The 22,470-nt window shown below is 63.9% G+C and carries 29 protein-coding genes; 12 read left to right on the top strand and 17 right to left on the bottom strand.

What is annotated here, in order from left to right; translation table 11 throughout:
• Positions 1–11: 11 nt before the first annotated feature.
• The 5 genes from AC1DJW_RS08625 to AC1DJW_RS08605 all read right to left on the bottom strand — a co-directional run bounded on the left by AC1DJW_RS08625 (position 12) and on the right by AC1DJW_RS08605 (position 3,503).
• Complete coding sequence (locus AC1DJW_RS08625) at positions 12–269, bottom strand: type B 50S ribosomal protein L31 (protein WP_009358283.1); 258 nt, start codon at positions 267–269, stop codon at positions 12–14.
• A gap of 211 nt (positions 270–480) precedes the next feature.
• Positions 481–717, bottom strand: a complete 237-nt coding sequence (locus tag AC1DJW_RS08620) for a hypothetical protein (RefSeq protein ID WP_284752810.1) — start codon at positions 715–717, stop codon at positions 481–483.
• A gap of 15 nt (positions 718–732) precedes the next feature.
• The gene (locus AC1DJW_RS08615) at positions 733–1,608 is read right to left on the bottom strand and encodes a hypothetical protein (protein WP_476901144.1); all 876 of its coding nucleotides are present in this window, start codon (positions 1,606–1,608) and stop codon (positions 733–735) included.
• A 409-nt stretch (positions 1,609–2,017) separates the two neighbouring features.
• On the bottom strand, positions 2,018–2,917 hold the full coding sequence (locus AC1DJW_RS08610; protein ID WP_476901143.1) for an RNA polymerase sigma-70 factor: 900 nt from the start codon (positions 2,915–2,917) through the stop codon (positions 2,018–2,020).
• A gap of 10 nt (positions 2,918–2,927) precedes the next feature.
• Positions 2,928–3,503: a carboxymuconolactone decarboxylase family protein gene (locus AC1DJW_RS08605; protein WP_307053026.1), complete on the bottom strand. Its 576-nt coding sequence runs from the start codon at positions 3,501–3,503 to the stop codon at positions 2,928–2,930.
• A gap of 159 nt (positions 3,504–3,662) precedes the next feature.
• Here AC1DJW_RS08605 and AC1DJW_RS08600 point away from each other — a divergent pair, with 159 nt between their 5' ends.
• Both AC1DJW_RS08600 and AC1DJW_RS08595 read left to right on the top strand, forming a co-directional pair.
• Positions 3,663–3,830, top strand: a complete 168-nt coding sequence (locus tag AC1DJW_RS08600) for a hypothetical protein (RefSeq protein WP_284752806.1) — start codon at positions 3,663–3,665, stop codon at positions 3,828–3,830.
• Between the two features lie 16 nt (positions 3,831–3,846).
• Positions 3,847–4,116, top strand: a complete 270-nt coding sequence (locus AC1DJW_RS08595) for an aldo/keto reductase (protein WP_476901142.1) — start codon at positions 3,847–3,849, stop codon at positions 4,114–4,116.
• A gap of 30 nt (positions 4,117–4,146) precedes the next feature.
• On the opposite strand, the gene AC1DJW_RS08590 is transcribed toward AC1DJW_RS08595, so the two are convergent.
• The 3 genes from AC1DJW_RS08590 to AC1DJW_RS08580 are packed head-to-tail and all read right to left on the bottom strand — an operon-like array spanning position 4,147 to position 6,562.
• Positions 4,147–4,965, bottom strand: a complete 819-nt coding sequence (locus AC1DJW_RS08590; RefSeq protein ID WP_476901141.1) for a TrmH family RNA methyltransferase — start codon at positions 4,963–4,965, stop codon at positions 4,147–4,149.
• A 6-nt stretch (positions 4,966–4,971) separates the two neighbouring features.
• Positions 4,972–5,757 (bottom strand): sulfite exporter TauE/SafE family protein, encoded by a 786-nt coding sequence (locus AC1DJW_RS08585; RefSeq protein ID WP_284752803.1) that lies wholly within the window; start codon positions 5,755–5,757, stop codon positions 4,972–4,974.
• 19 nt (positions 5,758–5,776) lie between these two features.
• Complete coding sequence (locus AC1DJW_RS08580) at positions 5,777–6,562, bottom strand: ABC transporter ATP-binding protein (protein WP_059389255.1); 786 nt, start codon at positions 6,560–6,562, stop codon at positions 5,777–5,779.
• Positions 6,563–6,687: 125 nt separating this feature from the next.
• Between AC1DJW_RS08580 and serB the strand changes: the two genes are divergently transcribed.
• Positions 6,688–7,581 carry a phosphoserine phosphatase SerB gene (gene serB / locus AC1DJW_RS08575; RefSeq protein WP_284752802.1) on the top strand — a complete coding sequence of 298 codons (894 nt, stop codon included), beginning with the start codon at positions 6,688–6,690 and terminating at the stop codon, positions 7,579–7,581.
• Between the two features lie 86 nt (positions 7,582–7,667).
• Here the strand turns inward: serB and AC1DJW_RS08570 are convergent, their stop codons facing one another.
• Together AC1DJW_RS08570 and AC1DJW_RS08565 are read right to left on the bottom strand one after the other, a co-directional pair.
• Positions 7,668–8,417 carry an SDR family oxidoreductase gene (locus tag AC1DJW_RS08570; RefSeq protein WP_284752801.1) on the bottom strand — a complete coding sequence of 250 codons (750 nt, stop codon included), beginning with the start codon at positions 8,415–8,417 and terminating at the stop codon, positions 7,668–7,670.
• An 88-nt stretch (positions 8,418–8,505) separates the two neighbouring features.
• The gene (locus tag AC1DJW_RS08565) at positions 8,506–9,231 is read right to left on the bottom strand and encodes a beta-ketoacyl-ACP reductase (protein ID WP_059389256.1); all 726 of its coding nucleotides are present in this window, start codon (positions 9,229–9,231) and stop codon (positions 8,506–8,508) included.
• A 153-nt stretch (positions 9,232–9,384) separates the two neighbouring features.
• Here AC1DJW_RS08565 and AC1DJW_RS08560 point away from each other — a divergent pair, with 153 nt between their 5' ends.
• The 5 genes from AC1DJW_RS08560 to AC1DJW_RS08540 all read left to right on the top strand — a co-directional run bounded on the left by AC1DJW_RS08560 (position 9,385) and on the right by AC1DJW_RS08540 (position 12,019).
• On the top strand, positions 9,385–9,891 hold the full coding sequence (locus AC1DJW_RS08560) for a DUF3099 domain-containing protein (RefSeq protein WP_284752799.1): 507 nt from the start codon (positions 9,385–9,387) through the stop codon (positions 9,889–9,891).
• Positions 9,888–10,166 carry a hypothetical protein gene (locus AC1DJW_RS08555; protein WP_284752798.1) on the top strand — a complete coding sequence of 93 codons (279 nt, stop codon included), beginning with the start codon at positions 9,888–9,890 and terminating at the stop codon, positions 10,164–10,166. The genes AC1DJW_RS08560 and AC1DJW_RS08555 overlap by 4 nt, the downstream gene beginning before the upstream one ends.
• Complete coding sequence (locus tag AC1DJW_RS08550; RefSeq protein WP_284752797.1) at positions 10,167–11,021, top strand: SURF1 family cytochrome oxidase biogenesis protein; 855 nt, start codon at positions 10,167–10,169, stop codon at positions 11,019–11,021. It abuts the gene before it with no gap.
• Positions 11,005–11,490 carry a YbaK/EbsC family protein gene (locus AC1DJW_RS08545; protein WP_476901140.1) on the top strand — a complete coding sequence of 162 codons (486 nt, stop codon included), beginning with the start codon at positions 11,005–11,007 and terminating at the stop codon, positions 11,488–11,490. The genes AC1DJW_RS08550 and AC1DJW_RS08545 overlap by 17 nt, the downstream gene beginning before the upstream one ends.
• 85 nt (positions 11,491–11,575) lie before the next feature.
• Positions 11,576–12,019 carry an SRPBCC domain-containing protein gene (locus AC1DJW_RS08540; RefSeq protein WP_284752795.1) on the top strand — a complete coding sequence of 148 codons (444 nt, stop codon included), beginning with the start codon at positions 11,576–11,578 and terminating at the stop codon, positions 12,017–12,019.
• Between the two features lie 9 nt (positions 12,020–12,028).
• Here the strand turns inward: AC1DJW_RS08540 and AC1DJW_RS08535 are convergent, their stop codons facing one another.
• Positions 12,029–13,627 carry an ABC-F family ATP-binding cassette domain-containing protein gene (locus tag AC1DJW_RS08535; RefSeq protein ID WP_184735294.1) on the bottom strand — a complete coding sequence of 533 codons (1,599 nt, stop codon included), beginning with the start codon at positions 13,625–13,627 and terminating at the stop codon, positions 12,029–12,031.
• Positions 13,628–13,851: 224 nt separating this feature from the next.
• Here AC1DJW_RS08535 and AC1DJW_RS08530 point away from each other — a divergent pair, with 224 nt between their 5' ends.
• The 4 genes from AC1DJW_RS08530 (at position 13,852) to AC1DJW_RS08515 (ending at position 16,769) form a co-directional block, all read left to right on the top strand.
• On the top strand, positions 13,852–14,628 hold the full coding sequence (locus AC1DJW_RS08530) for a hypothetical protein (protein ID WP_284752794.1): 777 nt from the start codon (positions 13,852–13,854) through the stop codon (positions 14,626–14,628).
• Between the two features lie 156 nt (positions 14,629–14,784).
• Positions 14,785–15,399 (top strand): biotin transporter BioY, encoded by a 615-nt coding sequence (locus AC1DJW_RS08525; RefSeq protein WP_284752793.1) that lies wholly within the window; start codon positions 14,785–14,787, stop codon positions 15,397–15,399.
• An 18-nt stretch (positions 15,400–15,417) separates the two neighbouring features.
• A complete protein-coding gene (locus AC1DJW_RS08520) occupies positions 15,418–16,149 on the top strand; it encodes an energy-coupling factor ABC transporter ATP-binding protein (RefSeq protein WP_476901139.1) in 732 nt (243 codons plus the stop codon).
• Positions 16,146–16,769, top strand: coding sequence for an energy-coupling factor transporter transmembrane component T family protein (locus tag AC1DJW_RS08515; RefSeq protein ID WP_459340499.1), 624 nt, complete (start codon positions 16,146–16,148; stop codon positions 16,767–16,769). Before AC1DJW_RS08520 ends, AC1DJW_RS08515 begins: the two co-directional genes overlap by 4 nt.
• Here the strand turns inward: AC1DJW_RS08515 and AC1DJW_RS08510 are convergent.
• The 6 genes from AC1DJW_RS08510 to sufD form a co-directional block, all read right to left on the bottom strand.
• Positions 16,766–17,983 (bottom strand): thiolase family protein, encoded by a 1,218-nt coding sequence (locus AC1DJW_RS08510; protein ID WP_476901138.1) that lies wholly within the window; start codon positions 17,981–17,983, stop codon positions 16,766–16,768. The genes AC1DJW_RS08515 and AC1DJW_RS08510 overlap by 4 nt on opposite strands.
• Complete coding sequence (locus tag AC1DJW_RS08505; RefSeq protein ID WP_459340497.1) at positions 17,976–19,385, bottom strand: class I adenylate-forming enzyme family protein; 1,410 nt, start codon at positions 19,383–19,385, stop codon at positions 17,976–17,978. The genes AC1DJW_RS08510 and AC1DJW_RS08505 overlap by 8 nt, the downstream gene beginning before the upstream one ends.
• 193 nt (positions 19,386–19,578) lie before the next feature.
• Positions 19,579–19,911, bottom strand: coding sequence for a metal-sulfur cluster assembly factor (locus AC1DJW_RS08500; RefSeq protein ID WP_059389266.1), 333 nt, complete (start codon positions 19,909–19,911; stop codon positions 19,579–19,581).
• Positions 19,912–19,925: 14 nt separating this feature from the next.
• Positions 19,926–20,720, bottom strand: coding sequence for a Fe-S cluster assembly ATPase SufC (sufC, locus tag AC1DJW_RS08495; RefSeq protein ID WP_184735326.1), 795 nt, complete (start codon positions 20,718–20,720; stop codon positions 19,926–19,928).
• A gap of 38 nt (positions 20,721–20,758) precedes the next feature.
• Positions 20,759–21,115 carry a non-heme iron oxygenase ferredoxin subunit gene (locus tag AC1DJW_RS08490; protein WP_284752788.1) on the bottom strand — a complete coding sequence of 119 codons (357 nt, stop codon included), beginning with the start codon at positions 21,113–21,115 and terminating at the stop codon, positions 20,759–20,761.
• A gap of 26 nt (positions 21,116–21,141) precedes the next feature.
• A complete protein-coding gene (gene sufD, locus AC1DJW_RS08485; protein ID WP_284752787.1) occupies positions 21,142–22,470 on the bottom strand; it encodes a Fe-S cluster assembly protein SufD in 1,329 nt (442 codons plus the stop codon).

Below are 22,470 nucleotides of genomic sequence, written 5' to 3'. Positions count from 1 at the left end.
GGTGAAGTTGATTACTTCTTGCCGCCGAAGCCCTTGAAGCGAGCGTTGAAGCGCTCGACGCGGCCTGCGGAGTCCATGATGCGCTGCTTGCCCGTGTAGAACGGGTGGGACTCCGAGGAGATTTCGACGTCGATGACCGGGTAGGTGTTGCCGTCTTCCCACTCGATGGTCTTGGAAGAAGACACGGTGGACTTGGTCAGGAACTTGACGCCGGAAGCCAGGTCGTTGAATACAACAGCTTCGTACTTCGGGTGGATATCAGACTTCATAATGGGACCTTTTGTTCACGCAGCTGGATTTTGCCAGCTGCCAGGTATGAATGGATTCGGTCCGCGCACCGCCTGCCGTTCATAACGGTTTTCCGGTGCCGGGCCAACAATCAATCATAGCGGAAACCGCAGGGCCAAACGAACCGAGGTCAGCCGCGGGGGCGGTCTCCTCATTGGCCGCGCCCGTCAGGAGTGCCTGCAAGTGTCCTGGCTAGTTTGCTTCCCTGTAGTCGTGGTGGACGTCGTTCGGCAGGGACTCTGCCTCGCGTGAGCGGAGTTCTGCTTTCAGCTTCCGCGTCTTCTGGATCTGTATTTCGTTGAGTATCAGAGGAATGAGCGCAAAGAGCGGGAAGACGAGCCGCCCGAAGACAGGGAGGTCTTCGAGAAAGATCGCCCAGAACACTGCGAAGACGAATACAGCACTATAGATGTACCGGAAGACAAGCATGTTTCTCCTCGTGCGTTATGCGCAGTCGCGGGCTGGCATGGGTATGGCCCCGGCTCCAGGATTCCAAATCCTGAATCCGTAGCAACCCCACAGGAGAAGCCCTGAGCTGGACTGCCAGACGTTTCCGATGTTGCGGACGATGTCCTTGGCCGAGCCGAGGCCGACGAGGGAGCAGATGGCGGTGAAGACCTTCCCGACCCAGCCGGTGATGCCGACCAGCGTGCAGGAAGCGCCTGGGCCGGCCACAAGAATCGAGGCCGTCATCTTGCGGATGGTGTCAGCCTCCCAGCCGTACATGGCGACGACCGGGTATGGAATCCACTGGATCGAGGGATCCGCGACGATTGGATAGGCAGCACCGTTGGTGTTGACGTGCTGGGTGATTTTGGACCCGTTGACGGTATACGACGTCGGGAGTTTCTTGCCGTTGGAGTCGAGTGCCCATGGGGCACTGATGAATGGAATCACGATGCGGGCGGACTGGTTGCGGAGCTGCACGCCGCCGTCGTTGGTGAGTTCTGCGACGTACCCGTCCGGGATCGACATGGAGAAGTCCGCGGAAGACTTGCCCTGGTCGAGGACCATGATCATGCTCTGGGTATCTTTGGTGCTGGCGACCACGGAGTTTTGCACGTCGTCGGCGGCGATGGCGGCGACGAGTGGTTCGGCTTCGCCGTGGACTTTCGCAGTCCCGACCATGGCACCCTGCTTCTTGACGACGGCGTCGCCCTTGAGAAGGCCGGAAGCCTTGGCGGTGATCCTCTTGACCGTCTGGACCGCGTCCTTGACAGACTGCTGTTCGGCGGCATTGGCAGGTGCGGCGAGGCCGACGGACGCGATCAGAACTGCCGCTGCCGCGGTTCCCCTGAGCAACTTCTTCAGTGCATTCATCAAGTTGTCCCCTAACCTCTGATTGACTTGGAATCAGCAACACCAAAGGTGATAGCCGTCTTTCACTTTATTTTGCGGCGTCGACGGAAACGTCATCCTCGGGGACTAGATTGTGCGCCGATTCGGTTTTGCCTGGTCCACCTATCGGATGAGCCGGATAACGACGCTCAGACCCTTCGCGCCGCAGGCGTGCCCGACCGGGGCAGAGCGCCGGCTGTTGCTTGGCTCGCCCGTCTAGTGTTCGACGGGTCGGAATCGCGGGCTCGAGTTGGCGAAGAGACAGCAGACCCCAGCCAAAGAATCATGCTGCACTTTGTCTCAGAAGTCCGCATGTGGAGCGGTGGATCCCACTTCAGCTGTACGAGGCCACGCCGACTTGCGCCGAGATCGCAATGGAGGGTCTGAGCGGCTAACGCGCCAGCTGGGTCTCCTCCTCCAAGTGGCCGAGCTTGTCCGGGTTCCGCATGGCGAAGAACCGTGCGATCCTGCCGTCCTCCACCACCAGGCTGATGAGTGACGGACCGCCTGCTTCGTCGTCGATCCGGATGCCGAGGCCGCCGTTGAGCCAAAGCAGAGCGATTTTCGGGTTGAGCGCGGCCTCCGGGAAGGACCGCAGCAGATTTGTTACCTTCTTCGCACCGTACACGGGCACCCGAACAGCCTGCGCGAGGCCGCCGCCGTCGGCGATGAGTACGACGTCAGGCGCCAACACATCCATCAAGCCCTGTACATCCCCGGTGGTGACCGCCGCCAGGAACCGTTCGACGACTTGCTGCTGCTCGCTGCGGTCCACGCGCATGCGGGGGCGGCGGGCGGCCACATGAGAGCGCGCACGGCTGACGATCTGGCGCACGGCTGCCGCTGACTTGCCGACGGCCTCGGCAATCTCCTCGTAGGGCACGTCGAAAACCTCCCGTAGTACGAAGACCGCCCGCTCCACAGGGGTGAGCGATTCGAGAACCGTGAGCATGGCGATCGAGACGCTTTCGGCCAGTTCCACGTCCTCGGCGACGTCCGGCACGGTGAGCAGGGGCTCGGGCAGCCATTCCCCGACGTAATCCTCCCGCCGTCTTGACAGCGCGCGGAGGCGGTTGAGCGCCTGGCGGGTGACGATACGGACGAAATAGGCCCGCGGGTCACGTACCTCCGCGCGGGCTCCGGCGCCCAGGTCAGACCACCGCAGCCAGGCCTCCTGCACCACGTCCTCGGCATCGGCGGCGGAGCCGAGCATTTCGTAGGCGACGGTGAAGAGCAGGCTGCGATGGGCGACGAAATGGTCCAAGCTGTCGGTGGCGCCGGAGCTACTCATGCCCGCCACGCTACCGCGCACCGCTTCGTGCCGCGAGCGGCTTCAAGCCACAGGCATCCGCGAAACCCTCGGACTCAATGCCGAGGGCGACATTGCCGCGGGTCGTGAGGTTGGCAAAGCTGATAACGCTGGTCAGCTCAACCAGGGCCGGTGCGCCGAGCTGCTCCAGCAGCCGGGCAGCGAGCTCGTCAGTGACCGTTACGGGGGTAGTGCTCATCGCTTCGGCATATTCCAGCACGTCCCGCTCCAGGGGCGTGAAGACCCCGGAATCACGCCAGCGCGGGATCTGCTGTGCCTTTTCCAGGTCGAGGCCGTGGTTGTGGGCCATGAAGTAGTTGTAGTCCAGGCACCACGTGCAACCGATGAGTGAGGCCACGGCCATGTGCGCGTAGGACTTCAGCGACTCGTCACAGCTGTTCCACTTCTGCAGCTTCTGTCCAAAGCCCATGGATGCCTTGAGAACGGGCTGGTTGTGCCACATGACGCCCAGCGATTCCGGGACTTTGCCAAACATCTTCGCGCTGAACTTCTTGATGAGTGCGCCGTAGAAACCGGTGATCTCTGCGGCCGGGATCCTGCTGGTCATGAGTCCTCCTGCGGGTCGGTTCTGGGTCCTACGACATGAAGACACCGCCCGCGCCCGATCTGTGACAGTGACGCCGTGAAGCCAGAGGGCGGCGTCCACCTGATCTGATAACTGTCCCCGCCCGCGTAGCCTAGGGCTAACGATTATTGGGGGGAACCAGTGAATTTAAGTCCAGCCTTCAGTGTTATTGGGGTTCTGTACGCGATCGTCACGTTCGTGCTGGCCGGACTGGCGGTGTACGCCCTGGTCCTCGTCATTGTTTTCCTTCGGCTGCGGATCGCCGAGCTGAAGCAGGCGGCACGGCGCAAAGACGATCCCCTGCGGTGATGACTCGAGCAAGCGAATGACCCGGTCAGGACGCGTCAGGGCTGCCATGGGATATGGCGACGGACACAGCGAGCAGCTGATCGGGAAGGTGCTCACCGATCGGCAGGAGCCGGTGGTCGTCGCGACCAAGGCCTCGCCGAAGAACAGGCAATGGCCCGCGGCGGCCGATACGCTGGTCTCGGAGGCCTTCCCCAAGGGCTATCTCCGCGAGTGCACCGAGACGAGCCTCGCACGGCTCGGCACGGACAGCATCGACGTGCAGCAGATGCATGTCTGGGCACCCTGACCCGACTCAGATTTTCCTGCCTGCCGTTCGTTACCTCGTCGCGTAGAAGGCCACAGCCGACGACGCAGCAACGTTCAGCGAGTCGACGCCGTTCAACATCGGAATCGTCACTCGGGCATCAAGTAATTGATCTGTCTCGGGCTTCAGCCCGTCGCCTTCGGTTCCGAAAACCAGCACCAGGTTTTGATGATCCTGGGCCACCAGCTCATCCAGAGTGATGGCCCCCTCCCCCAGGGACATGCCTGCCACGAAGTAGCCCGACTCTTTCAGCTGTTCGATGCTAGCCGGCCAAGGGTCGATCCTTGTCCACGGCACCTGGAAAACGGTGCCCATACTGACCCTGATCGAGCGCCGGTACAACGGATCGGCACACTGAGGCGTCACAAGCACGGCGTCAACGCCAATGGCCGCGGCTGACCTGAACACGGCTCCGACATTCGTATGGTCGGTAAGGTCCTCAAGCACTGCGATCCTTGATCGCCCTCGTGCACGAACGCAATCGGCGAGAAGTTCTTCGAGGGGCACGGGCGCGGGCCGGTGCATGGCTGCCATGGCACCGCGGTGCAGGTGGAATCCGGTGATTTCCTCAAGCAGGGAAGACTTGCCGATATAGACCGGCACCTCGGGGAACTGTTGGAAAACGTCGTCGAGGTCTTCCAGCCATTTCTCCGCGAGGAAGAAGGAACGGGGCTGGTGCCCGGCTGCGAGGGCGCGTCTCAGCACCCGTGACGACTCTGCGATGTACATGCCTTCCACGGGCTCGCGGAGCTTGCGGAGGTGGACATCCGTCAGTTGCGTGTAGTCGGAAACACGCGGGTCGTCGGCGGTTTCGAGGTAGTGGAAAGTCACGGGTTCCTATTTCAGCAGGTTGGCGATCATGAAGCCGAGGGCCACGATGCCGAGCGCGAAGATCACGATGCGCAGCGCGAGGGGCTTCAGGCGCCGGCCCACTTTGGAGCCCACCAATCCGCCGATCAACGAACTGACCGCAATGACGGCCACCACCGGCCATTCGATCCGGCCAAAGGCAAACAGGAGGTAGGAGCACGCTGCCACCACGTTGACGGCCAGCACGAGGATGTTCTTCATCGCGTTGGCGTTCTGGATGGTGCCGGTCATGAAGACACCCAGAATGCCGACCAGCAGGATGCCCTGGGCCGCCACGAAATAACCGCCATAGACCCCTGCGAGGTACACCAGGACCACCAGGACAACGGTGTGGCGCTTGTCATGGATGGCGTGCTCCGGGTTGCCTGCCCGGTCCTGCACCCACCGTTGGAGTTTGGGCTGGAAAAGCACCATGAGCAGCGCGACGACGATCAGGATGGGAGCGGCGTAGTAGAAGACCTTCTCCGGGAGGTGCAGCAGCAGCCAGGCACCCGTGATGCCGCCGAGCAGCGACGCGGGCAAGAGCCTGAGGAGTTGCCGGCCACGGCCCCTGAGTTCGTGGCGGTAGCCCCAGGCCCCTGTCACGTTGCCTGCCACAAGCCCCATGGCGTTGCTGATGGTCGCGGTGACGGGTGCGTAGCCCAGGGCGATGAGGACCGGGAACGTGACCAGCGTGCCGGAGCCGACCACGCTGTTGATGGTTCCGGCCCACAAGCCCGCGAAAAAAATCAGGATGCCGTTAAGGATCTCCACTGCTTTTCGCTGCCCCGGCCTAGCGGCGGGCGGTGGCCGTGTAGCGGCCGGAGTTTTCGGTCACGTCCAGGGGCAGGCCGAAGGTGTTGCTGAGGTGTTCTGCGGTGAGGACTTCCTCGATGGGTCCTGCGGCAACCACCCCGCCGTCGCGAAGCAGCATGGCGTGGGTGAATCCCGGAGGAACCTCTTCAAGGTGGTGCGTGACAAGGACCATTGCCGGAGCGTCCTCGTCGCGGGCGAGCTCACCGAGTTTGTGGACGAGCTCTTCGCGTCCGCCAAGGTCCAGGCCGGCTGCCGGCTCGTCGAGCAGGAGCAGCTCCGGATCGGTCATGAGGGCCCGGGCGATCTGCACGCGCTTGCGCTCACCTTCGGAAAGCGAGGAGAAGGAGCGGTTCAGCAGCGGACCCATGCCCCACTCATTGAGGAGACCGAAGGCCCGGCGCTCGTCGTCGCGCTCGTACCCTTCGCGCCAGCGGCCGGTCACACCGTAGGCAGCGGTGACCACGACGTTCAGCACGTTTTCCTGTTCCGGGATCTGGGTGGCCAAGGCCGCGGAGGAAAGGCCGATGCGCGGACGGAGCTCAAACACGTCCACGCGGCCAAGCGTCTCGTCAAGGATCCCGGCTTTCCCGCTGGTGGGATGCATCCGTGCGGCGGCGATCTGGAGCAGAGTGGTCTTGCCGGCGCCGTTGGGACCGAGGATGACCCAGCGTTCGCCTTCATTGACCTGCCAGTCAACCTTGTCCAGCAGGGTCTTGGTACCTCGGACAACGCTGACGGAAGCCAATTCAAGAACATCACTCATAGGAGTAGACACTAGGACAAAAACGGGGGCGATTGATAACCGAAACTTCGGTCACACTGTTTGCGCGCCGCCATGAATGAAACAGGAATTCGGGCGGCGGTTCCGCCCTCGCTAAGATTGCAGCCATGAGTTCGAACTTGACCGCGGTCAGCTATGGCGTGAATTTGTCCCCTTCGGAGCTTGAACACCTGCGCAAGGTGCTGTCCGGATCGGGGGCTTCCTTCACGTCGGAGTCGCGTTCGGGCGACGAGCGCTTCGGGGTCTACACCATGGGCCTGGCCGTTGACGGGGCTACCGTCGCCGATTTATCAGGCATCCGGCGCAGGGTCGCCGAGGCCGCCGCACCGGGCATGGACACGGCGATCGTCGCCGACGCGCTGCGTGACGCATCGCGCAAGCTGCTGATCATGGATGTGGACTCCACCCTGATCCAGCAGGAAGTGATCGAACTGCTTGCCGCACATGCCGGCAAACGCGAGGAAGTAGCGGCCGTCACGGAGGCCGCGATGCGCGGCGAACTGGACTTCGCACAAAGCCTTCACGCCCGGGTGGCGGTCCTCGCAGGCCTGCCGACCGCCGTCGTCGACGCCGTCCGCGCCGAGGTGCGCCTCAGCGAGGGGGCGGCCGAACTCGTGGCTGCATTCAAGGCCGCCGGCCATGCGGTGGCGGTGGTGTCCGGTGGCTTCAACCAGATCCTGCGGCCTATCGCTGAGGAACTCGGGCTGGACTACTGGATCGCAAATGAACTTGAAATCGTTGACGGCTTCCTCACGGGCAAAGTCGTTGGCGACGTGATCGACCGCGCCGCCAAGGAGAAATACCTTCGCGAGTGGGCAGCCGCCGAGGGAATCGACCTGGAGCACACCATTGCCGTGGGTGACGGCGCGAATGACCTCGACATGCTGGGCGCTGCGGGCATCGGTGTGGCGTTCAACGCCAAGCCTGCCGTCCGGGCGGTAGCCGATGCCGCCATCAACATGCCGTACCTGGACGCCGTCCGGCATATCGCCGGCGTTTAGGCGGGAATTCACGCGCAACGAAGAAACGGCCCGGGACTGTGTCATTCAGACAGTCCCGGGCCGCTTTTTAATGCGCTAAAAGGTGATCAGGCGCTCTTGCCGAAGTAGTCGGCGCCGCCGACGTATTCGGTGTGGCCGCTCTCGACGTCGGCCGTGACCATCTTTGCCACCTCGGCGGCGAATTCCTCCACCGAGTACAGCTTGCCGGCCTCGGCCCGGCGGGCCTCAATGGCGCCCGGGTTGGAGCGGTCCAGCAAGGTGGCCGTCACGGTGCCCTCGATCATGTCGCCGGAAACCACGACGAGCGAGATGCCCTTGTCGGCAAGGTCCGGGAGCAGTCCGCGCAATGCGTCTTCGCCGGCGCGCTTGCTGCGGGCTACGGGCTCGTACTCGGGCATCGTAGGCACGGTCTCGACGAAGTGCGCCTGGTGGCTCGTGACGAACACCACGCGTGAACCTTCCGGCATCAACGGAACTGCCGCGTTGAGCATGTTGATCTGGGCATCGCGGTTCAGCTTGAGGGCGTAGTCCTCCTCCATGCCGGATTCCATGCCGCCGGAAGCGTTGAGCACGAGGACGTTCAGCGAACCGAATTCCTCCATGGCCGCGCTGGCCAGCGCCTGGACGCCTTCCTGGGTGGTCAGGTCCGCGCCGACGGCTACAGCGCGGCCGCCGCTTGCTTGGATCTCGCCCACTACCTTGTTGGCCCGGGGGGCCTTCTGGCGGTAATTGACGACGACGGCGGCGCCCTCGCCAGCCAGGATCTTGGCTACTTCAGCGCCGATGCCGCGTGAAGAACCGGTGACGATTGCCGTCTTGTTGTCCAGCAGTCCCATTCATGCTCCTTTATTCAAAACGTCCAACTTGTTCAAAACATCCAAGATCTATTGGTCCCGAGTCAATCATGCCAGCGGGATTGGTGATCTAGTGGCCCATGCCCAGGCCGCCATCCACGGGGATGACGGCACCGGAAATGTATGCGGCTTCGTCACTGGCAATCCAGCGGACCACGTTGGCGACCTCGGAGGCCTCTGCAAAGCGGCCGGCCGGAACGCTCGCCAAGTAGGCTTTCTGGGTGTCTTCGGGAAGCTCCGCGGTCATGTCGGTGTTGATGAAACCCGGTGCGACCACGTTCGCCGTGATGCCCCGGCTGCCAAGTTCCCGGGTGAGGGAACGGGCAATGCCCACCATGCCGGCCTTCGAGGCCGAGTAATTGATCTGTCCCGGGGCACCGTAGAGGCCAGACACGGAAGAGATCAGCACAACCCGGCCCTTGCGCAGGCGGATCATGCCCTTCGAAGCCCGCTTGATGACCCGGAAGGCACCAGTGAGGTTGGTGTCGATGACGGAGGTGAAGTCGTCCTCGCTCATGCGCAAAAGCAGGGTGTCCTTGGTGATTCCCGCGTTGGCTACCAAAACCTCAACAGGTCCGTGGGCGGCCTCGACTTCCTTGAACGCGGCATCGAGGGAAGCCTCGTCGGTCACATCGGCCTTGACGCCAAGGATGCCCTCGGGAAGGGGCGTTTCGCTGCGGTACGTCACGGCGACCTTGTCACCGTTGGCGAGGAATGCCTCTGCGATAGCCAGGCCGATGCCGCGGTTTCCGCCCGTGATGAGGACACTGCGGGCGGTTGATACTGCTTCAGACATGCTGCTCTCCAGAGTTCCGCGGCAGCACCGTGCCGCTTGAAAGTGGGTGATTTCCTGCATCGATCTTAGCCGCCGCGAGCCTCCGGCCGCGGGTAGCTGCGCCCGGCGCGGTTTGGGAGGCCCGTTCGGGGGTGAGAGAATTGAGGGAAGCCGTTGGAGCGTGATGAATCAGCCGTGACAAGAGATAGCAGTCCCCTGCAGGCACCCGGGGACCCGGACGCCGTTTCAGGCGACCCCGTGGTGCACAGCATTACCGACGCCGCTGCCGCCCACTCGGACGACATGCGCGAACGAATGATCAAGTATGCCGTGGCGATGGGTATCCGCTTGGTGTGCCTCATCCTCATTTTCGTGGTCGATGGCTGGTTCAAGATCATCGCCGTCGCAGGGGCCGTGTTTTTGCCTTGGATTGCCGTAGTGATCGCCAATGGCAGCGACAAGGCCGAAGTACACAGCGACGCCTTGTTGGACTACGTCCCGGCCGCGGAGCTGGAAGCGTCACCCGATGAAGGGGAGCCGGCCGCAGCGCCCGTCACCATCTTGGAGGGCGAACTCATCGACGACGACGCCCGCCAAGATGCCTCCGGCCCGGAGCCGGATGACACCACCGGCGGCAAGCACCACTATCCGTTCAGCGGGGAAGAACAGGCGGCTTCATGAACATCTTCACTTTGGGCGGGCTTGGGCTAGAGAGTGAGCAACATGCCGGCCAGGGCGAGACGCCTGCGGCTGTGTGCTCACGCAAGGCGTGCCGCGCGGATGCCACGTGGCAGCTCCTCTGGAACAATCCCCGTATCCACGCTCCCGAGCGCCGCAAGGTGTGGCTGTCCTGCGAGGAGCACCGGGAATGGTTGGAGGACTACCTGCAGACCCGCGGCCTTTGGAAAGAGACATTACCTTTCGACAAGGCCACTGACCCAGGCGAGGCCCGCTGAATGTACCGCTTTCTTTTTTCCAGCAAATGGCTGGGCTACTTTGTCCTGGCCGTGATCTTCGCCACGGGTTGCGTTTTGCTGGGCCGCTGGCAAATGGACCGCAGGGCCGAGACGTTGGCGGAAATCAATCGTGTCGTCAACAACTATTCGGCCACTCCCCTCCCCTTCTCTGCTGCCAAGGCGGAGTTCCAGTCTTTGGATCCCGAACGGGAATGGGCGCAAGTTGAGCTGCACGGAAGGTACGACGTTTCGGGACAACGAGTCGTCCGTAACCGTCCCCTCAACGGCCAGCCGGGTTACGAGGTAGTGGTCCCGTTCCGGTTGTCAAGCGGCGAAGCGGTTGTGGTTGATCGCGGGTGGCTGCCCATCGGAAACAAGACTCCCGGCCACCCCGACAGCATCCCGGCCCCGCCGGCCGGGGAGGTCACCGTCGTCGTACGATTGCAGGCTTCGGAGGCCGACCTAGGGCGTGGCGCCGTCGATGGCCAGCTGCAATCGATCGATCTTCCTTCCTACGCCACGGAACTTGGCTATCCCATCATGACCGGCGCCTACGGGCAGCTCGCCACAGAGTCGCCGGCTGTCCAGGTGATGCCCGCGCCGTTCGCCAAGCCGGCCACGGACGAGGGTACCCATCTCTCCTACTCCTTGCAGTGGTTTGCCTTCGGCGTGCTCATGTTCGTCGGTTTCGGCTACGCGGCCCGGCAACAGGCCCGCAATGCCCGGATTGATGCCGAGGACGAGGAAGAAGAGCTAAGCGCGATTCCTCGCCGCAAGGAGCCCGCGCCACGGAAATCAAAGCGGCCAACGGCCGAAGAAGAGGAAGACGCCATCCTGGATGCACAAGGCTACTGAGATGGTCCCGGCACCCGTGCTGAATGTGAAGTCGGCCCTGGCCGCGGCCGGCGCCCAAGACACGGTGCGCACGTTCGACGACGAAGTCCCCACCGCGGCCGCGGCGGCTTCGTTGCTGGGTTGCGATGTTGCGGCCATCGCCAACAGCCTGGTGTTCGAGCTTGACGGCGCTCCCCTGTTGATTCTCGCGAGCGGGGCCGCGAAGGTGGACACCGCCCTGGTGGCGGCGTCCTTGGGGACGGCCAGGATCCGCCGGGCAAGCCCTGACTTTGTCTTTGAGCACACCGGCCAGGCCGTAGGCGGCGTAGCTCCCGTTGGACACCCGCAGCCCATTCGAACCATCCTCGATATTTCGTTCCAGGAGCATCCACTGCTCTGGGCAGGCGCGGGTGACCATAACTCGATGTTCTCCATCAGTTACAGCGAGCTCCAACGGATTACGGCCGCCCAGCCCTTGAAGGTCCGCTGAGGCGTTAGTCTCCCGCGGTTATGATCCGGTTGGTCATTGACCCGCGGGTCATTGATCCGCCGCGGCCTGGGGCTAGGCTGTGAGCATGGCTGAATACACCTACGTCACGTACATCGAAGGAACCCCGGACCAGATTTGGACGGCACTGACGGACGAAGCCCAAAGCGCTGAGTACTGGGGCCACGCCAATGTCTCGGACTGGAAGGCAGGTTCACGCTGGGAACACCGGCGCACGGACGGCTCCGGAACGGCCGACGTCGTGGGAACCATCCTGGAGGCAACCCCGCCGGCGCGCCTTGTGAACACGTGGGAGGATCCCGCGGTTCCAGCAGTGGTGAAGCCCGACGTAGTCACCTTCACCATCGAGTCACATGACGGCATTGCCAGGCTCACGGTCCATCACAGGAACATCGCGGACGACGAACAGTTGGCGATTGCAGGCCGCGGCTGGTCGGCGGTCCTGTCCAATCTGAAAAGCTACATCGAACTAGGCCGGCCACTGGCCTCCGTGCCGTGGGAAATGCCCTGAGGCGATCGCCTAAGCGAGGGTGATGAGGTCCAGGTAGTCTTCGTTCCAGTGGTCCTCGACGCCGTCCGGAAGCAGCACCACGCGTTCCGGGTTCAGAGCCTCCACGGCGCCTTCATCGTGGCTGACGAGCACGACGGCGCCGGAATAGTTCCGCAGTGCGCCGAGGATCTCAGCGCGGCTGGCCGGGTCGAGGTTGTTGGTGGGCTCGTCCAGGAGCAGCACGTTGGCGCTCGAGGCCACGATCGTGGCGAGGGCCAGCCGCGTCTTCTCACCACCGGAAAGCACACCCGCCGGTTTGTCGACGTCGTCGCCCGAGAACAAGAAGGAACCGAGGATCCCGCGGACCTCTGCGTCCTTCATGTCCGGAGCTGATGAACGCATGTTCTCCAGGACGGTGCGGTCGTGGTCCAGGGTTTCGTGTTCCTGTGCGTAGTAGCCCACTTTGAGCCCGTGGCCCGGGACGATCTCGCCGGTGTCCGGCTTGTCCACCCCTGCAAGCATCCGCAGGAGGGTGGTCTTGCCCGCACCGTTGAGGCCGAGGATGACCACCTTGGAGCCGCGGTCGATTGCCAGGTCCACATCGGTGAAGATTTCCAAGGAGCCGTATGACTTGCTCAGGCCTTCCGCCGTGAGCGGAGTCTTGCCGCACGGAGCAGGATCCGGGAAACGCAAAGCCGCCACGCGGTCATGCTCGCGGACTGCTTCCAGGCCGCCAAGCAGCCGTTCGGCACGCTTCGCCATGTTCTGCGCCGCAACGGCCTTGGTGGCCTTGGCCCGCATCTTGTTGGCCTGGTCCATGAGGACCTGGGCCTTCTTCTCGGCGTTGGCGCGTTCTCGCTTGCGGGCGCGCTCGTCGGTTTCACGCTGTTGCAGGTAACGCTTCCAGCCCATGTTGTAGAAGTCGATCTGCGCCCGGTTGGCGTCCAGGTGGTAAACCTTGTTGACCGTGGCTTCGAGGAGCTCCACGTCGTGGCTGATCACAATCAGCCCGCCCTGATGGCCCTTGAGGAAGTCACGGAGCCAGGTGATGGAGTCTGCGTCGAGGTGGTTGGTGGGTTCGTCGAGGAGGAGCGTTTCGGCGTCCGAGTAGAGGATCCTGGCCAGCTCCACGCGGCGGCGCTGGCCGCCGGAAAGTGTCTTGAGAGGCTGGTTCAGGAGCCGCTCGGGAAGGGCCAGGTTGGAGGAGATAGCTGCGGCTTCGGCTTCGGCGGCATAACCGCCTCCTGCGAGGAACTCGGCTTCCAAGCGGTCGTAGCGGTTCATGGCTTTGCGCTGGACGGTTGCGTCTTCGCTGGACATGTCCGTTTGGGCTTGCTTTAGCTTGCCCACCACCACGTCGAGCCCGCGGGCGGAAAGGATGCGGTCCCGTGCCAGCTGTTCCATGTCCGGGGTCCGCGGATCCTGGGGCAAGTAGCCAATCTCACCACTGCGGGCAACCTTGCCTGCCGCGGGCAGTCCCTCGCCGGCAAGAACGCGGGTGAGGGTCGTCTTGCCTGCGCCGTTCCGGCCCACCAGACCGATTTTGTCCCCCTTATCCACGCGGAAGCTCACCTGGTCCATGAGCAGGCGGGCGCCGGCGCGCAGTTCGAGTTCCTGGACGGTAATCAATTCGGGGGATGCCTTTCAATGGGGAACACCCGCAGCACCGGAGGTCAAGGCGCGGCTGAAGTGGAGGGGCCGAACAAACGGCCTTTACGATTCTACCGCCCACCGGGTCCCACACTCGCCAGCGTCAAGGGCGGGCGCGGATGGCCCTGAAATAGTAAGCACCCTTGCTACTATTTTCGGCGCGTGGTTAGGTGAAGGTAGGACGATTGCAAGGGAGGCTCTCGATGAGCAGTGCAACAGGATCCGATGGCAAACACGTCCGGGCCGACCGCGGCCAGGATGAAGTCCCATACGCCGCCGAACCACGGAGCGACCGGGTAGACGGTGTACGTGGAAACGGCCCCGGTTACGTTGACCGTGGCTACGTTGACGAAACGAGCAGCTATCCCGTGGTTCCCGCAGCTTCCGAGCCGGGCGCGGCCACCCGTGAGACCGTCATCGCCCGCGAAAAGGAGCAGTTCGGCGGAATCAAGATTGGCTCTGCCTTCTTCGGCTGGCTGACCGCCACGGGGATGGCCGTGCTGCTGGTCGCCCTCCTTGCGGCGGCGGGGATCGCTGTCGGGCTCGCCAACAACGCGAACGTCAGTGATGCAGTGAACCTGGCATCTTCGCAGCCCGTAGGCATTGCGGGGATCATCGCGCTCCTGGTGATCCTGTTCCTCTCCTATTATTGCGGCGGCTACGTTGCCGGACGCATGGCCCGGTTCAACGGCGTCAGGCAAGGGCTCATGGTCTGGTTTTGGGCAATTATCGTCGCCGTGCTGGTGGCGTTGCTGGGCTTGCTCGCCGGACCGCGGTTCAATATCCTCGCCAACGTGAACAGCTTCCCGAGGATTCCCGTGAATGAGGGACAGCTCAGCACAACCGGCATCATCGCCGCCGTCGTGGTGGCAGCAGTGACCCTCGCCGCCGCGGTATTGGGCGGACTGGCCGGCATGCACTACCACCGGAAGGTGGACCGCGCGGGCTTCACCCCAACAGCAGAGGACGTCGAGGCGTAGCAACGGCGGCTCCGGCCCAACTGCGCCGCTCTTTGTACCTTGGGCCCAAGGCCTTGCCATGCTGCTCGTGGAGACCCTACAAAATGCCGTGTCAGACCGCTCTGTAGTGTCGGTTCCAGGGGATTCACTCCGCCCCAGGCACAGACAGGACACACCATGAGCAGCACCGAAACCGCTTCCACGCGGGGAACCTCTCCCCGCACGCGCTGGACGTCCACGGACATCGGCCTCATCGCGGTATTCGCGGCCCTCGTGGCCGCCTCAACGCTGATTCCAGGCATTCCGGTCGGCGCCTTGGGCGTGCCGATCACCCTGCAGACCCTTACCGTCATCCTGACGGGACTCGTACTCGGCGGCGGGCGGGCTTTCGCCGCCGTCGGCCTTTACACCCTGCTCGGTTTCGCGGGACTGCCGATCTTCAGCGGCGGCCGGAGCGGGCTCGGTATCCTGGCGACGCCGTCGGCCGGCTACATCATCGCCTTTCCCTTGGCGGCGGCCGCCACCGGCTGGCTGGCAGCGATCGTGATCCGCAAGACCGTCAAGTACCGCGCCGTTTTCCTGTTTGCCGCAGCCATGATCAGCACCATCGTCCTCATCCACGGCCTCGGAGTGCTTGGCTTCATGGTCAATGGCAAGTTCGACTTCGCCAAGGCAGTCCTCGCCGACCTGCCGTACTACCCCGGGGATACCATCAAGAACGTCCTGGCGGCGATCATCGCCGTCTCGCTCCACAAGGCCTTCCCGGACATCCTGGTCCGCCGCGTCAAGTAGCGCGGGAACAATCAGTACATGAACACCATCATTCTCAGCGAAGTCTCAGTGCGCGTAGCCGTCGATGGCGGCCCGGCGCCCAAGACTTTGCTGCAGGACGTCTCGTTGGAACTCACAGAGCGACGCATCGCGGTCATCGGGGCCAACGGCTCGGGAAAGTCCACCCTGCTGCGCTTGCTCAACGGCTTGGTGGCTCCCAGCGAAGGTACCGTCAGCGTCAACGGCGCCGACAGCTTGCGGGACGTACGCCAGGTCCGCAGCCAGGTGGGCTTCGTCTTCACCGATCCCCTGTCGCAGCTGGTCATGCCTACGGGCCGGGAGGATGTTGAACTCTCCCTGCGGCGTTCCGTCAAGAACTCCAAAGAGCGCGCGGCCCGGGCGGAAGCTGTGCTGGAACGGTTCGGGCTACTGGACCTCGCCGACCAGAGTATTTACGAGCTCTCCGGCGGAGAACGGCAGCTGCTCGCCCTTGCCGCCGTCCTCGCGGTGAACCCCGCCGCGCTGGTCCTCGACGAGCCTTCAACGCTGCTGGACCTGCGCAACCGGGAACTGCTGAGGCGAACCCTTGCAGGCCTGGAGCAACAGATCATCATGTCCACCCACGATCTCGATCTTGCCCTCGAAGCCGATCGCGCCTTGGTGGTGGATTGCGGACGGATAGTGTTCGACGGCGGAGCAGCCGACGCCGTCGAACACTATCGTGCGCTGTGCGCAGCTGAATCCCCCCAAGGCAAGGTGCAGGCGACGTGAGGGGCCGCGGGGTACTGATCCCCAACTATGTGCGGGGCGAATCGATCGTGCACCGCACGCCGCTGTGGCTCAAGTTCCTGCTGGTTGCCGGCTGCGGCTTGGCATCGTTCCTGATCGTGGACTGGCTTGTCTCGGCGGCGGTCCTCGCAGTGATGTGCGGACTCTTCCTGCTGAGCGGTGCCGGATTCAAACGGCTCGCCCGTTCCGTGTGGCTCGTGACGCCCATCCTCGTTGCGATCGGCGCCTTCCAATGGTGGCAGCTTGGCGGCCCCGTTGCCGCGCGGATCGTGCTCAATGTGCTTGTCTGCGTCGTCGCGGCGTCGGTGCTGACCGTCACGACTCCCGTGCAGGCATTGCTGGACGGGGTGGTTGCCCTGTCCAAGCCGTTCAAGCGTTTCGGGGCGGACCCTGAGCGCTTCGCCCTGACCATCGCCATCATGCTGCGCAGCCTTCCGTTCATTGCCGGCGCGTTCTCCGATGTCCGTGACTCAGCCCGGGCAAGGGGGCTTGAACGCAATCCCCGCGCCCTGGTGTTGCCGGTGTTCATCACCACGGTTGCCTATGCGCGGCAGACCGGCGACGCCTTGGCCGCGCGCGGCCTTGGCGACCCCGAAGACTAATCGGCCGTCAACTGCGCGTACTGGAACATCGCTGCCGTGCCCATTCCACCTGCGATGCTGATCATCGCCAGCGCCAGGCTCTCCCGGCCTGGCTGCGTCTCGGCGATCCTGCGGGCTTGGGCCAGCAGCCGTGTCACCAGGACAGCCCCCGACGCACCGTACGCGTGTCCCAAGGCCAGTGCGCCACCGTCAAGATTCGCCCGTTCCGGTTCCACGCCAAGCGCGTCAAGGCAGGCGAGGGTCTGCGAAGCGAACGCCTCGTTGAATTCCACGAGGTCCAGTTTCCCCGGTTCAAGACCAAGCTCCGCGAGCAATCGCTTGGCCGCCACTGAAGCTCCGATGCCCAGCAGTTCCGGCTCAACGCCCGCAGTGTCGCAGCCCAGGACGAGCAATCCGTCCGCGGCACCAAGTTGCCGTGCCCGCTGGAGTGAAGTGATCACGACGGCGGAGGCCGCGTCAGCGTCGAAGCACGAGTTTCCGGCCGTAACAGTGCCGCCCGGTACGAATGCCGGCGGGAAGCGGCCCATGAGTCCGGCCTTGAGGGATGCCCGGGGTCCGTCATCCGCCTGCACCACGGCGCCCCCTGCTTCCACGGGAACAATTTCCGGGGCGAATGCGCCCCGGGCGCTGGCAGCGACGGCGCGCTCGTGACTCCGCACGGCGAACCCGTCCTGTTGTTCGCGACTGACGCCACACTCCCGCGCTACGTTTTCAGCGGCCACACCCATGTCCGGATCCCCGAACTCGGGCGGCACAAAGGTGGCGCGGGTGTAGAAGTCCGGTTCGCCGTCGGGGTCTTGATTCCTCCTGGCACGCAGCGGAGCAGTACTGATACTCTCCACTCCCCCGGCCAGGAAGACCCCGTTACCGCCCGCGGCAACGAGCCGGGATGCCAAGGCGATGGCGTCGAGTCCGGAGCCGCATTGCCGGTCGACAGTCAGTCCGGGAACCCCCACCGGCAGTCCCGCCCGCAAAGCGGCATACCGGGCCAGGTTTCCGCCCCCGCCCACCGCATTGCCGATCACGACGTCGCTGACGTCCGAGCCGGCAACACCCGTGGCTGTCAGCAGTGCGCGCAGCACGGGAGAGAGGAGCTCCTCGGCGCGAAGCGACTTCAATTGTCCGTTGGCCCGGCAAATTGGTGTGCGAAGGGCGGAGATGATCACCGGCTGGCGCGAAGGGTCCGGCCCTGTGCCCGGCTCGCGGCTAGGCAAGGGGTTTCGCCCGCGGATCGTTGTTCTCAATCCAGTCGAGCAACATCTGGCGGCTGATCTTCCCGCGGTCCGTCACGGGCAATTCGGACAGCGTGAAATACCGCAGGGGCCGCTTGTCCCGGGCGAGCAGACCGTCCAAGCCCGTCTTCACCTGGGTTGCGGTCACGGAACCGTAGGCGGGAACGATTCCGGCGACAACTTTCTGGCCGCGGACTTCGTCCAGCATTCCAGCCGCGACGGCCGCCGAAACCCCGGGAACCGATGCCAAGGCAAGCTCCACTTCGTGGGGGTAGACGTTCCTCCCGGAGGTGATGATCATGTCGGACCGACGGCCGAGGATATGAAGGACACCGGAATCCACATAGCCCTGGTCCCCCACCGTGTACCAACCGTCAAAGCAACGTAGCGCCTGGCCGTCATCGCCCCAGAGATACCCGTTGCTGACCATGCCGGACCGGACGCAGATATTCCCGTCGGCCCCTTCGGGCCGCTCCGCGCCGTCGTCGTCCATGATCTTGAGTTCGACGCCGGGAAACGGTTGGCCGATTCCCGTGCCGCCGGCGTCGAGCGGTTCACCGGCAGCGAGCCGCGTTCCGGAAACAAAGCTGAGCTCGGACGCGCCGTAGTACTCGAAAATTGCAGCATTGGGCGCCCAACGCCTGGCCGCTTCGAGGGTACGGGCGTCGAGCTTCGAGCCTGCGCAGATGATGCTCCGCACGCCGGATGCGTCCACGCCCCCGGTCAATCCGCGCTCGCTCAACAGTCGCAGCATGGTGGGCACGAGGACCAGCCGGGTGACGCCGTCGTAACTGATCGCTGCGTGGACATCGCCGACGTCGAATGTCTCCAAAGTGTGGAAGGCCGCCCCGGCATACAGGCATTCGGACAGGGCGTACAGGTTCAAGCTCGCGGCCAGCGGTCCGGGCGCGAGCGTCCTGTCCTCCGGTGTGAGCCCGAAGAACTCGATGGAGGCGTCGAACGAGACTTGCCACGAATGCCGTGAACGGGTGAAGGCTTTGGGAACGGACGTGGTTCCGGACGTCAGTCCGATCAGGAACGTGGAGTCCGGATCGCCGTCGGCCAACTCGTCACCGTTGCCAAGCTCCCGGCTGGTGGCGGGCCCGGCTTGTCCGATCCTCTGGGCGACCTCATCGATCATGGCTTGCGGCCACAACGGGTCGAGCATGGCGCAGCGCCGTTCGCCGGCCACGGCGGCCGTGTACGCCACCACGAAATCCAGGGAATTGGGCTCGACGAGTACCGTCGTCGCGGCCGTCTCCGCCAGGCGCAAGGTGGCGGCGTCCCGAAGGTCAGCCCAGTTGAGCCGTTTGCCGCCGACGACGACGGCGGTGTCGTCGGGGCGTTCATCGGCCCAGAGCTGAAGTTTGTCCAGAAAAGGCATCATCGAATTTTAGCCTGTGCGGTGGGTCCGCGGCTTACTGTGACGCCACTCGTGCGGTCGGGAGATCTAGGTACGACGACGGCCGGTCACCTTTCGCGAAAGGTGACCGGCCGTCGTCGTAACCTAAGCAGGGGCCTCCGCCGCCGAGGGTTCCCTGGCCAAAGCGAAGCGAGGCTAGGGAGGCGGTGGGGACCTAGATGTTGAAGCCGAGGGCCCGCATCTGGTCTTTGCCGTCGTCCGTGATCCGCTCGGGACCCCATGGCGGCATCCATACCCAGTTGAGGCGCCAGTCGTCCACGATGCCGTCGAGGGACTGGCCGACCTGCTCTTCGAGGACATCCGTCAGCGGACAGGCCGCCGTCGTCAACGTCATGTCGATGAGCAGAGCGCCGTCCTCCTCGGAGTACTTCAGACCGTAGAGCAGCCCAAGGTCCACCACGTTGACACCGAGTTCCGGGTCAATGACATCCTTGAGCGCCTCCTCGACGTCCTCGAGGCTGGTGCGAGCCGCGTTGATTTCGGTCATGGCGGGAGTCCTAACTAGGCCTGTGCTGCTGCGGCAGCAGCGATGGTGGCTGCGCCGGCGCCCGTGGCGTAACGGTCGTAGCCTTCTTCTTCGAGGCGGTCGGCCAATTCAGGGCCGCCCTCTTCGACAACCTGGCCATCGACAAACACGTGGACGAAGTCCGGCTTGATGTAGCGCAGGATGCGGGTGTAGTGGGTGATGAGCAAGGTACCCATGTTGCCCGTGGCGTGGGCGCGGTTGACGCCCTCGGAGACGACCTTGAGCGCGTCGACGTCCAGGCCGGAGTCGGTCTCGTCAAGCACGGCGAACTTCGGCTTGAAGAGTTCGAGCTGGAGGATCTCCACTCGCTTCTTCTCGCCGCCGGAGAAGCCCTCGTTGACGTTGCGCTGTGCGAAGTCGGCGTCGATACGCAGTTGCTGCATGGCCGCCTTGACGTCCTTGGTCCAGGTGCGGAGGGCGGGAGCTTCGCCGTCGATTGCGGTCTTGGCGGTGCGCAGGAAGTTGGTCATGGTGACGCCCGGAACCTCTACGGGGTACTGCATGGCCAGGAAGACGCCTGCGCGGGCGCGCTGGTCAACGCTCATGGCCAGCACGTCTTCGCCGTCGAGCGTGATGGTGCCGCGTGTGACGTTGTAGCGCGGGTGGCCGGCAATGGTGGACGCCAGGGTGGACTTGCCCGAACCGTTGGGGCCCATGATCGCGTGGGTCTCGCCGGTCTTGATGGTCAGGCTGACGCCCTTCAGGATCTCCTTGGTGCCCTGCTCCGTCTCGATGCTGACGTGCAGGTCCTTGATCTCAAGAGTAGACATGCTCTTCTTTCTTTCGTAAGTCTTTAGGCACTTGGCGCTCAGTAGTTCTGTACTGAGGCGCCGTTCACAACGTTGGTCACGTCCACGTAGACGTCGTCGCCGTCGAGGCTGACGGCGAAGACCGGGACGGGGTCGTAGGCAGGGAGCTGCAAGGGCTGTCCGGTGCGGAGATCGAACTGGGAACCGTGGCCCCAGCATTCGATCGCGCAGCCTTCGATTTCGCCCTCGGAGAGCGAAATGTCCGCATGCGAGCAGGTGTCGCCGATGGCGTGGATCTGACCCATCGAGTCCTTGACGATGGCTACGGGGTAGTCATCGATCAGGATGCGCAGCGCCTGCTTGACCTGGATCTCGTTGGCGTTGCATACCAGTTCGCCTTGTGGCTGATCGCTCATAGTCTGTTTTCCCTGCTTGGCTTGTATTAGTTGTCGCTCGCGGCGAGCTCACGCTCAACAGCTTCGGTCAGGCGCTCTTCGAGTGCCGGTACCTTGATCTGCTGGATGATCTCGTTGAGGAAGCCGCGGACCACCAATCGGCGGGCTACGTCTTCAGGGATGCCGCGTGCCATGAGGTAGAACAGGTGTTCGTCATCGAAGCGGCCGGTGGCGCTGGCGTGGCCGGCACCCTCGATCAGGCCCGTTTCAATTTCCAGGTTCGGCACCGAGTCGGCGCGCGCACCGTCCGTGAGGACCAGGTTGCGGTTGGCCTCGTAGGTATCGGTGCCTTCGGCTTCCTTGCGGATCAGGACGTCGCCAACCCACACCGTATGCGCGTTGCGGCCTTGCAGGGCGCCCTTGTACAGGACGTTGGACTTGCAGTTGGCCACGGCGTGGTCAACGAACAAGCGCTGCTCAAGGTGCTGTCCGGCGTCGGCGAAGTACAGGCCGAACATCTCGGCTTCAGCGCCCGGTGCAGTGAAGCGCGTGGACGGAGTCATGCGCACGACGTCGCCACCGAGGCTGACCACGATGTGCTTGAACTTGGCGTCACGGCCCAGCTTGGCCTGCTGCGACGAGGCGTGAACGGCGTCGTCGTTCCATTCCTGGAGCGAGATGACCGTCAGGTCGGCACCGTCTTCGACGAGGATTTCGACGTTCTCGGAAACGATCGCGCTGCCCTGGTGGTCCAGGACGATCCGGGACTTGGAGAAGCGCCCTGCCACGATCACTATGTGCTGGGCGGAAGCTTCCGTGGAGGTGCCGGTCAGCAGGACGGACACTTCGCCGTCGAGCTGGAGCTCGGCGGGCACCGTGATGACGGTGGCCTCCTTGAAGTTCTCCCAAGCGTTGGCGGACACGCGGTCCTCCGGAATGGCCGCCGACCCGATGCGGGCATCGTCCCGCCCCACGGTCTCGACGACGACGCCCTCCGGGGCGGTAACGGCGACCGACGGTGCCGAACCGGAGAGGACCTCGTTGTGAAGGCCGCGAAGGCGCTTGAGCGGGGTGAAGCGCCAGTCTTCTTCCAGCCCGGTGAGGGGCTTGAAGTCGGCCAGCTTGTACGAGGTCAGTCGACCTGCGCGTGAGCTGTCCGGAATTCCAACGCCGCCGCCGTGGGAGTGGCTCTTGGCCGAGGCGCCCGCAAGCGGTCCGGCCGAAGGAGCCTGTTCCAAGGCCTTTTCCGAGGTGGAAGACGTGTTCGTGCCGGTGTTGACGGGCGAGAGGTTCTCGCCTTCTTCGGTGAAGCCGTCGATAAATGGCTGTGCCGAGGGCGCGCCGATGCGGGCCTTTTCAGTAGTGATTTCAGTCAT

The sequence above is a fragment of the Arthrobacter sp. 05L417 genome, assembly GCF_056397865.1.
This window is presented reverse-complemented; position numbering and strand designations above follow the sequence as displayed.

What these genes read in the sequence shown, in the direction of transcription:
- AC1DJW_RS08625 (WP_009358283.1), bottom strand. Translation starts at nt 269, where the DNA reads ATGAAGTCTGATATCCACCCGAAGTACGAAGCTGTTGTATTCAACGAC.
- AC1DJW_RS08620 (WP_284752810.1), bottom strand. Translation starts at nt 717, where the DNA reads ATGCTTGTCTTCCGGTACATCTATAGTGCTGTATTCGTCTTCGCAGTG.
- AC1DJW_RS08615 (WP_476901144.1), bottom strand. Translation starts at nt 1,608, where the DNA reads ATGAATGCACTGAAGAAGTTGCTCAGGGGAACCGCGGCAGCGGCAGTT.
- AC1DJW_RS08610 (WP_476901143.1), bottom strand. Translation starts at nt 2,917, where the DNA reads ATGAGTAGCTCCGGCGCCACCGACAGCTTGGACCATTTCGTCGCCCAT.
- AC1DJW_RS08605 (WP_307053026.1), bottom strand. Translation starts at nt 3,503, where the DNA reads ATGACCAGCAGGATCCCGGCCGCAGAGATCACCGGTTTCTACGGCGCA.
- AC1DJW_RS08595 (WP_476901142.1), top strand. Translation starts at nt 3,847, where the DNA reads ATGACCCGGTCAGGACGCGTCAGGGCTGCCATGGGATATGGCGACGGA.
- AC1DJW_RS08580 (WP_059389255.1), bottom strand. Translation starts at nt 6,562, where the DNA reads ATGAGTGATGTTCTTGAATTGGCTTCCGTCAGCGTTGTCCGAGGTACC.
- serB (WP_284752802.1), top strand. Translation starts at nt 6,688, where the DNA reads ATGAGTTCGAACTTGACCGCGGTCAGCTATGGCGTGAATTTGTCCCCT.
- AC1DJW_RS08570 (WP_284752801.1), bottom strand. Translation starts at nt 8,417, where the DNA reads ATGGGACTGCTGGACAACAAGACGGCAATCGTCACCGGTTCTTCACGC.
- AC1DJW_RS08565 (WP_059389256.1), bottom strand. Translation starts at nt 9,231, where the DNA reads ATGTCTGAAGCAGTATCAACCGCCCGCAGTGTCCTCATCACGGGCGGA.
- AC1DJW_RS08555 (WP_284752798.1), top strand. Translation starts at nt 9,888, where the DNA reads ATGAACATCTTCACTTTGGGCGGGCTTGGGCTAGAGAGTGAGCAACAT.
- AC1DJW_RS08550 (WP_284752797.1), top strand. Translation starts at nt 10,167, where the DNA reads ATGTACCGCTTTCTTTTTTCCAGCAAATGGCTGGGCTACTTTGTCCTG.
- AC1DJW_RS08545 (WP_476901140.1), top strand. Translation starts at nt 11,005, where the DNA reads ATGCACAAGGCTACTGAGATGGTCCCGGCACCCGTGCTGAATGTGAAG.
- AC1DJW_RS08540 (WP_284752795.1), top strand. Translation starts at nt 11,576, where the DNA reads ATGGCTGAATACACCTACGTCACGTACATCGAAGGAACCCCGGACCAG.
- AC1DJW_RS08530 (WP_284752794.1), top strand. Translation starts at nt 13,852, where the DNA reads ATGAGCAGTGCAACAGGATCCGATGGCAAACACGTCCGGGCCGACCGC.
- AC1DJW_RS08525 (WP_284752793.1), top strand. Translation starts at nt 14,785, where the DNA reads ATGAGCAGCACCGAAACCGCTTCCACGCGGGGAACCTCTCCCCGCACG.
- AC1DJW_RS08520 (WP_476901139.1), top strand. Translation starts at nt 15,418, where the DNA reads ATGAACACCATCATTCTCAGCGAAGTCTCAGTGCGCGTAGCCGTCGAT.
- AC1DJW_RS08505 (WP_459340497.1), bottom strand. Translation starts at nt 19,385, where the DNA reads ATGCCTTTTCTGGACAAACTTCAGCTCTGGGCCGATGAACGCCCCGAC.
- AC1DJW_RS08500 (WP_059389266.1), bottom strand. Translation starts at nt 19,911, where the DNA reads ATGACCGAAATCAACGCGGCTCGCACCAGCCTCGAGGACGTCGAGGAG.
- sufC (WP_184735326.1), bottom strand. Translation starts at nt 20,720, where the DNA reads ATGTCTACTCTTGAGATCAAGGACCTGCACGTCAGCATCGAGACGGAG.
- AC1DJW_RS08490 (WP_284752788.1), bottom strand. Translation starts at nt 21,115, where the DNA reads ATGAGCGATCAGCCACAAGGCGAACTGGTATGCAACGCCAACGAGATC.
- sufD (WP_284752787.1), bottom strand. Translation starts at nt 22,470, where the DNA reads ATGACTGAAATCACTACTGAAAAGGCCCGCATCGGCGCGCCCTCGGCA.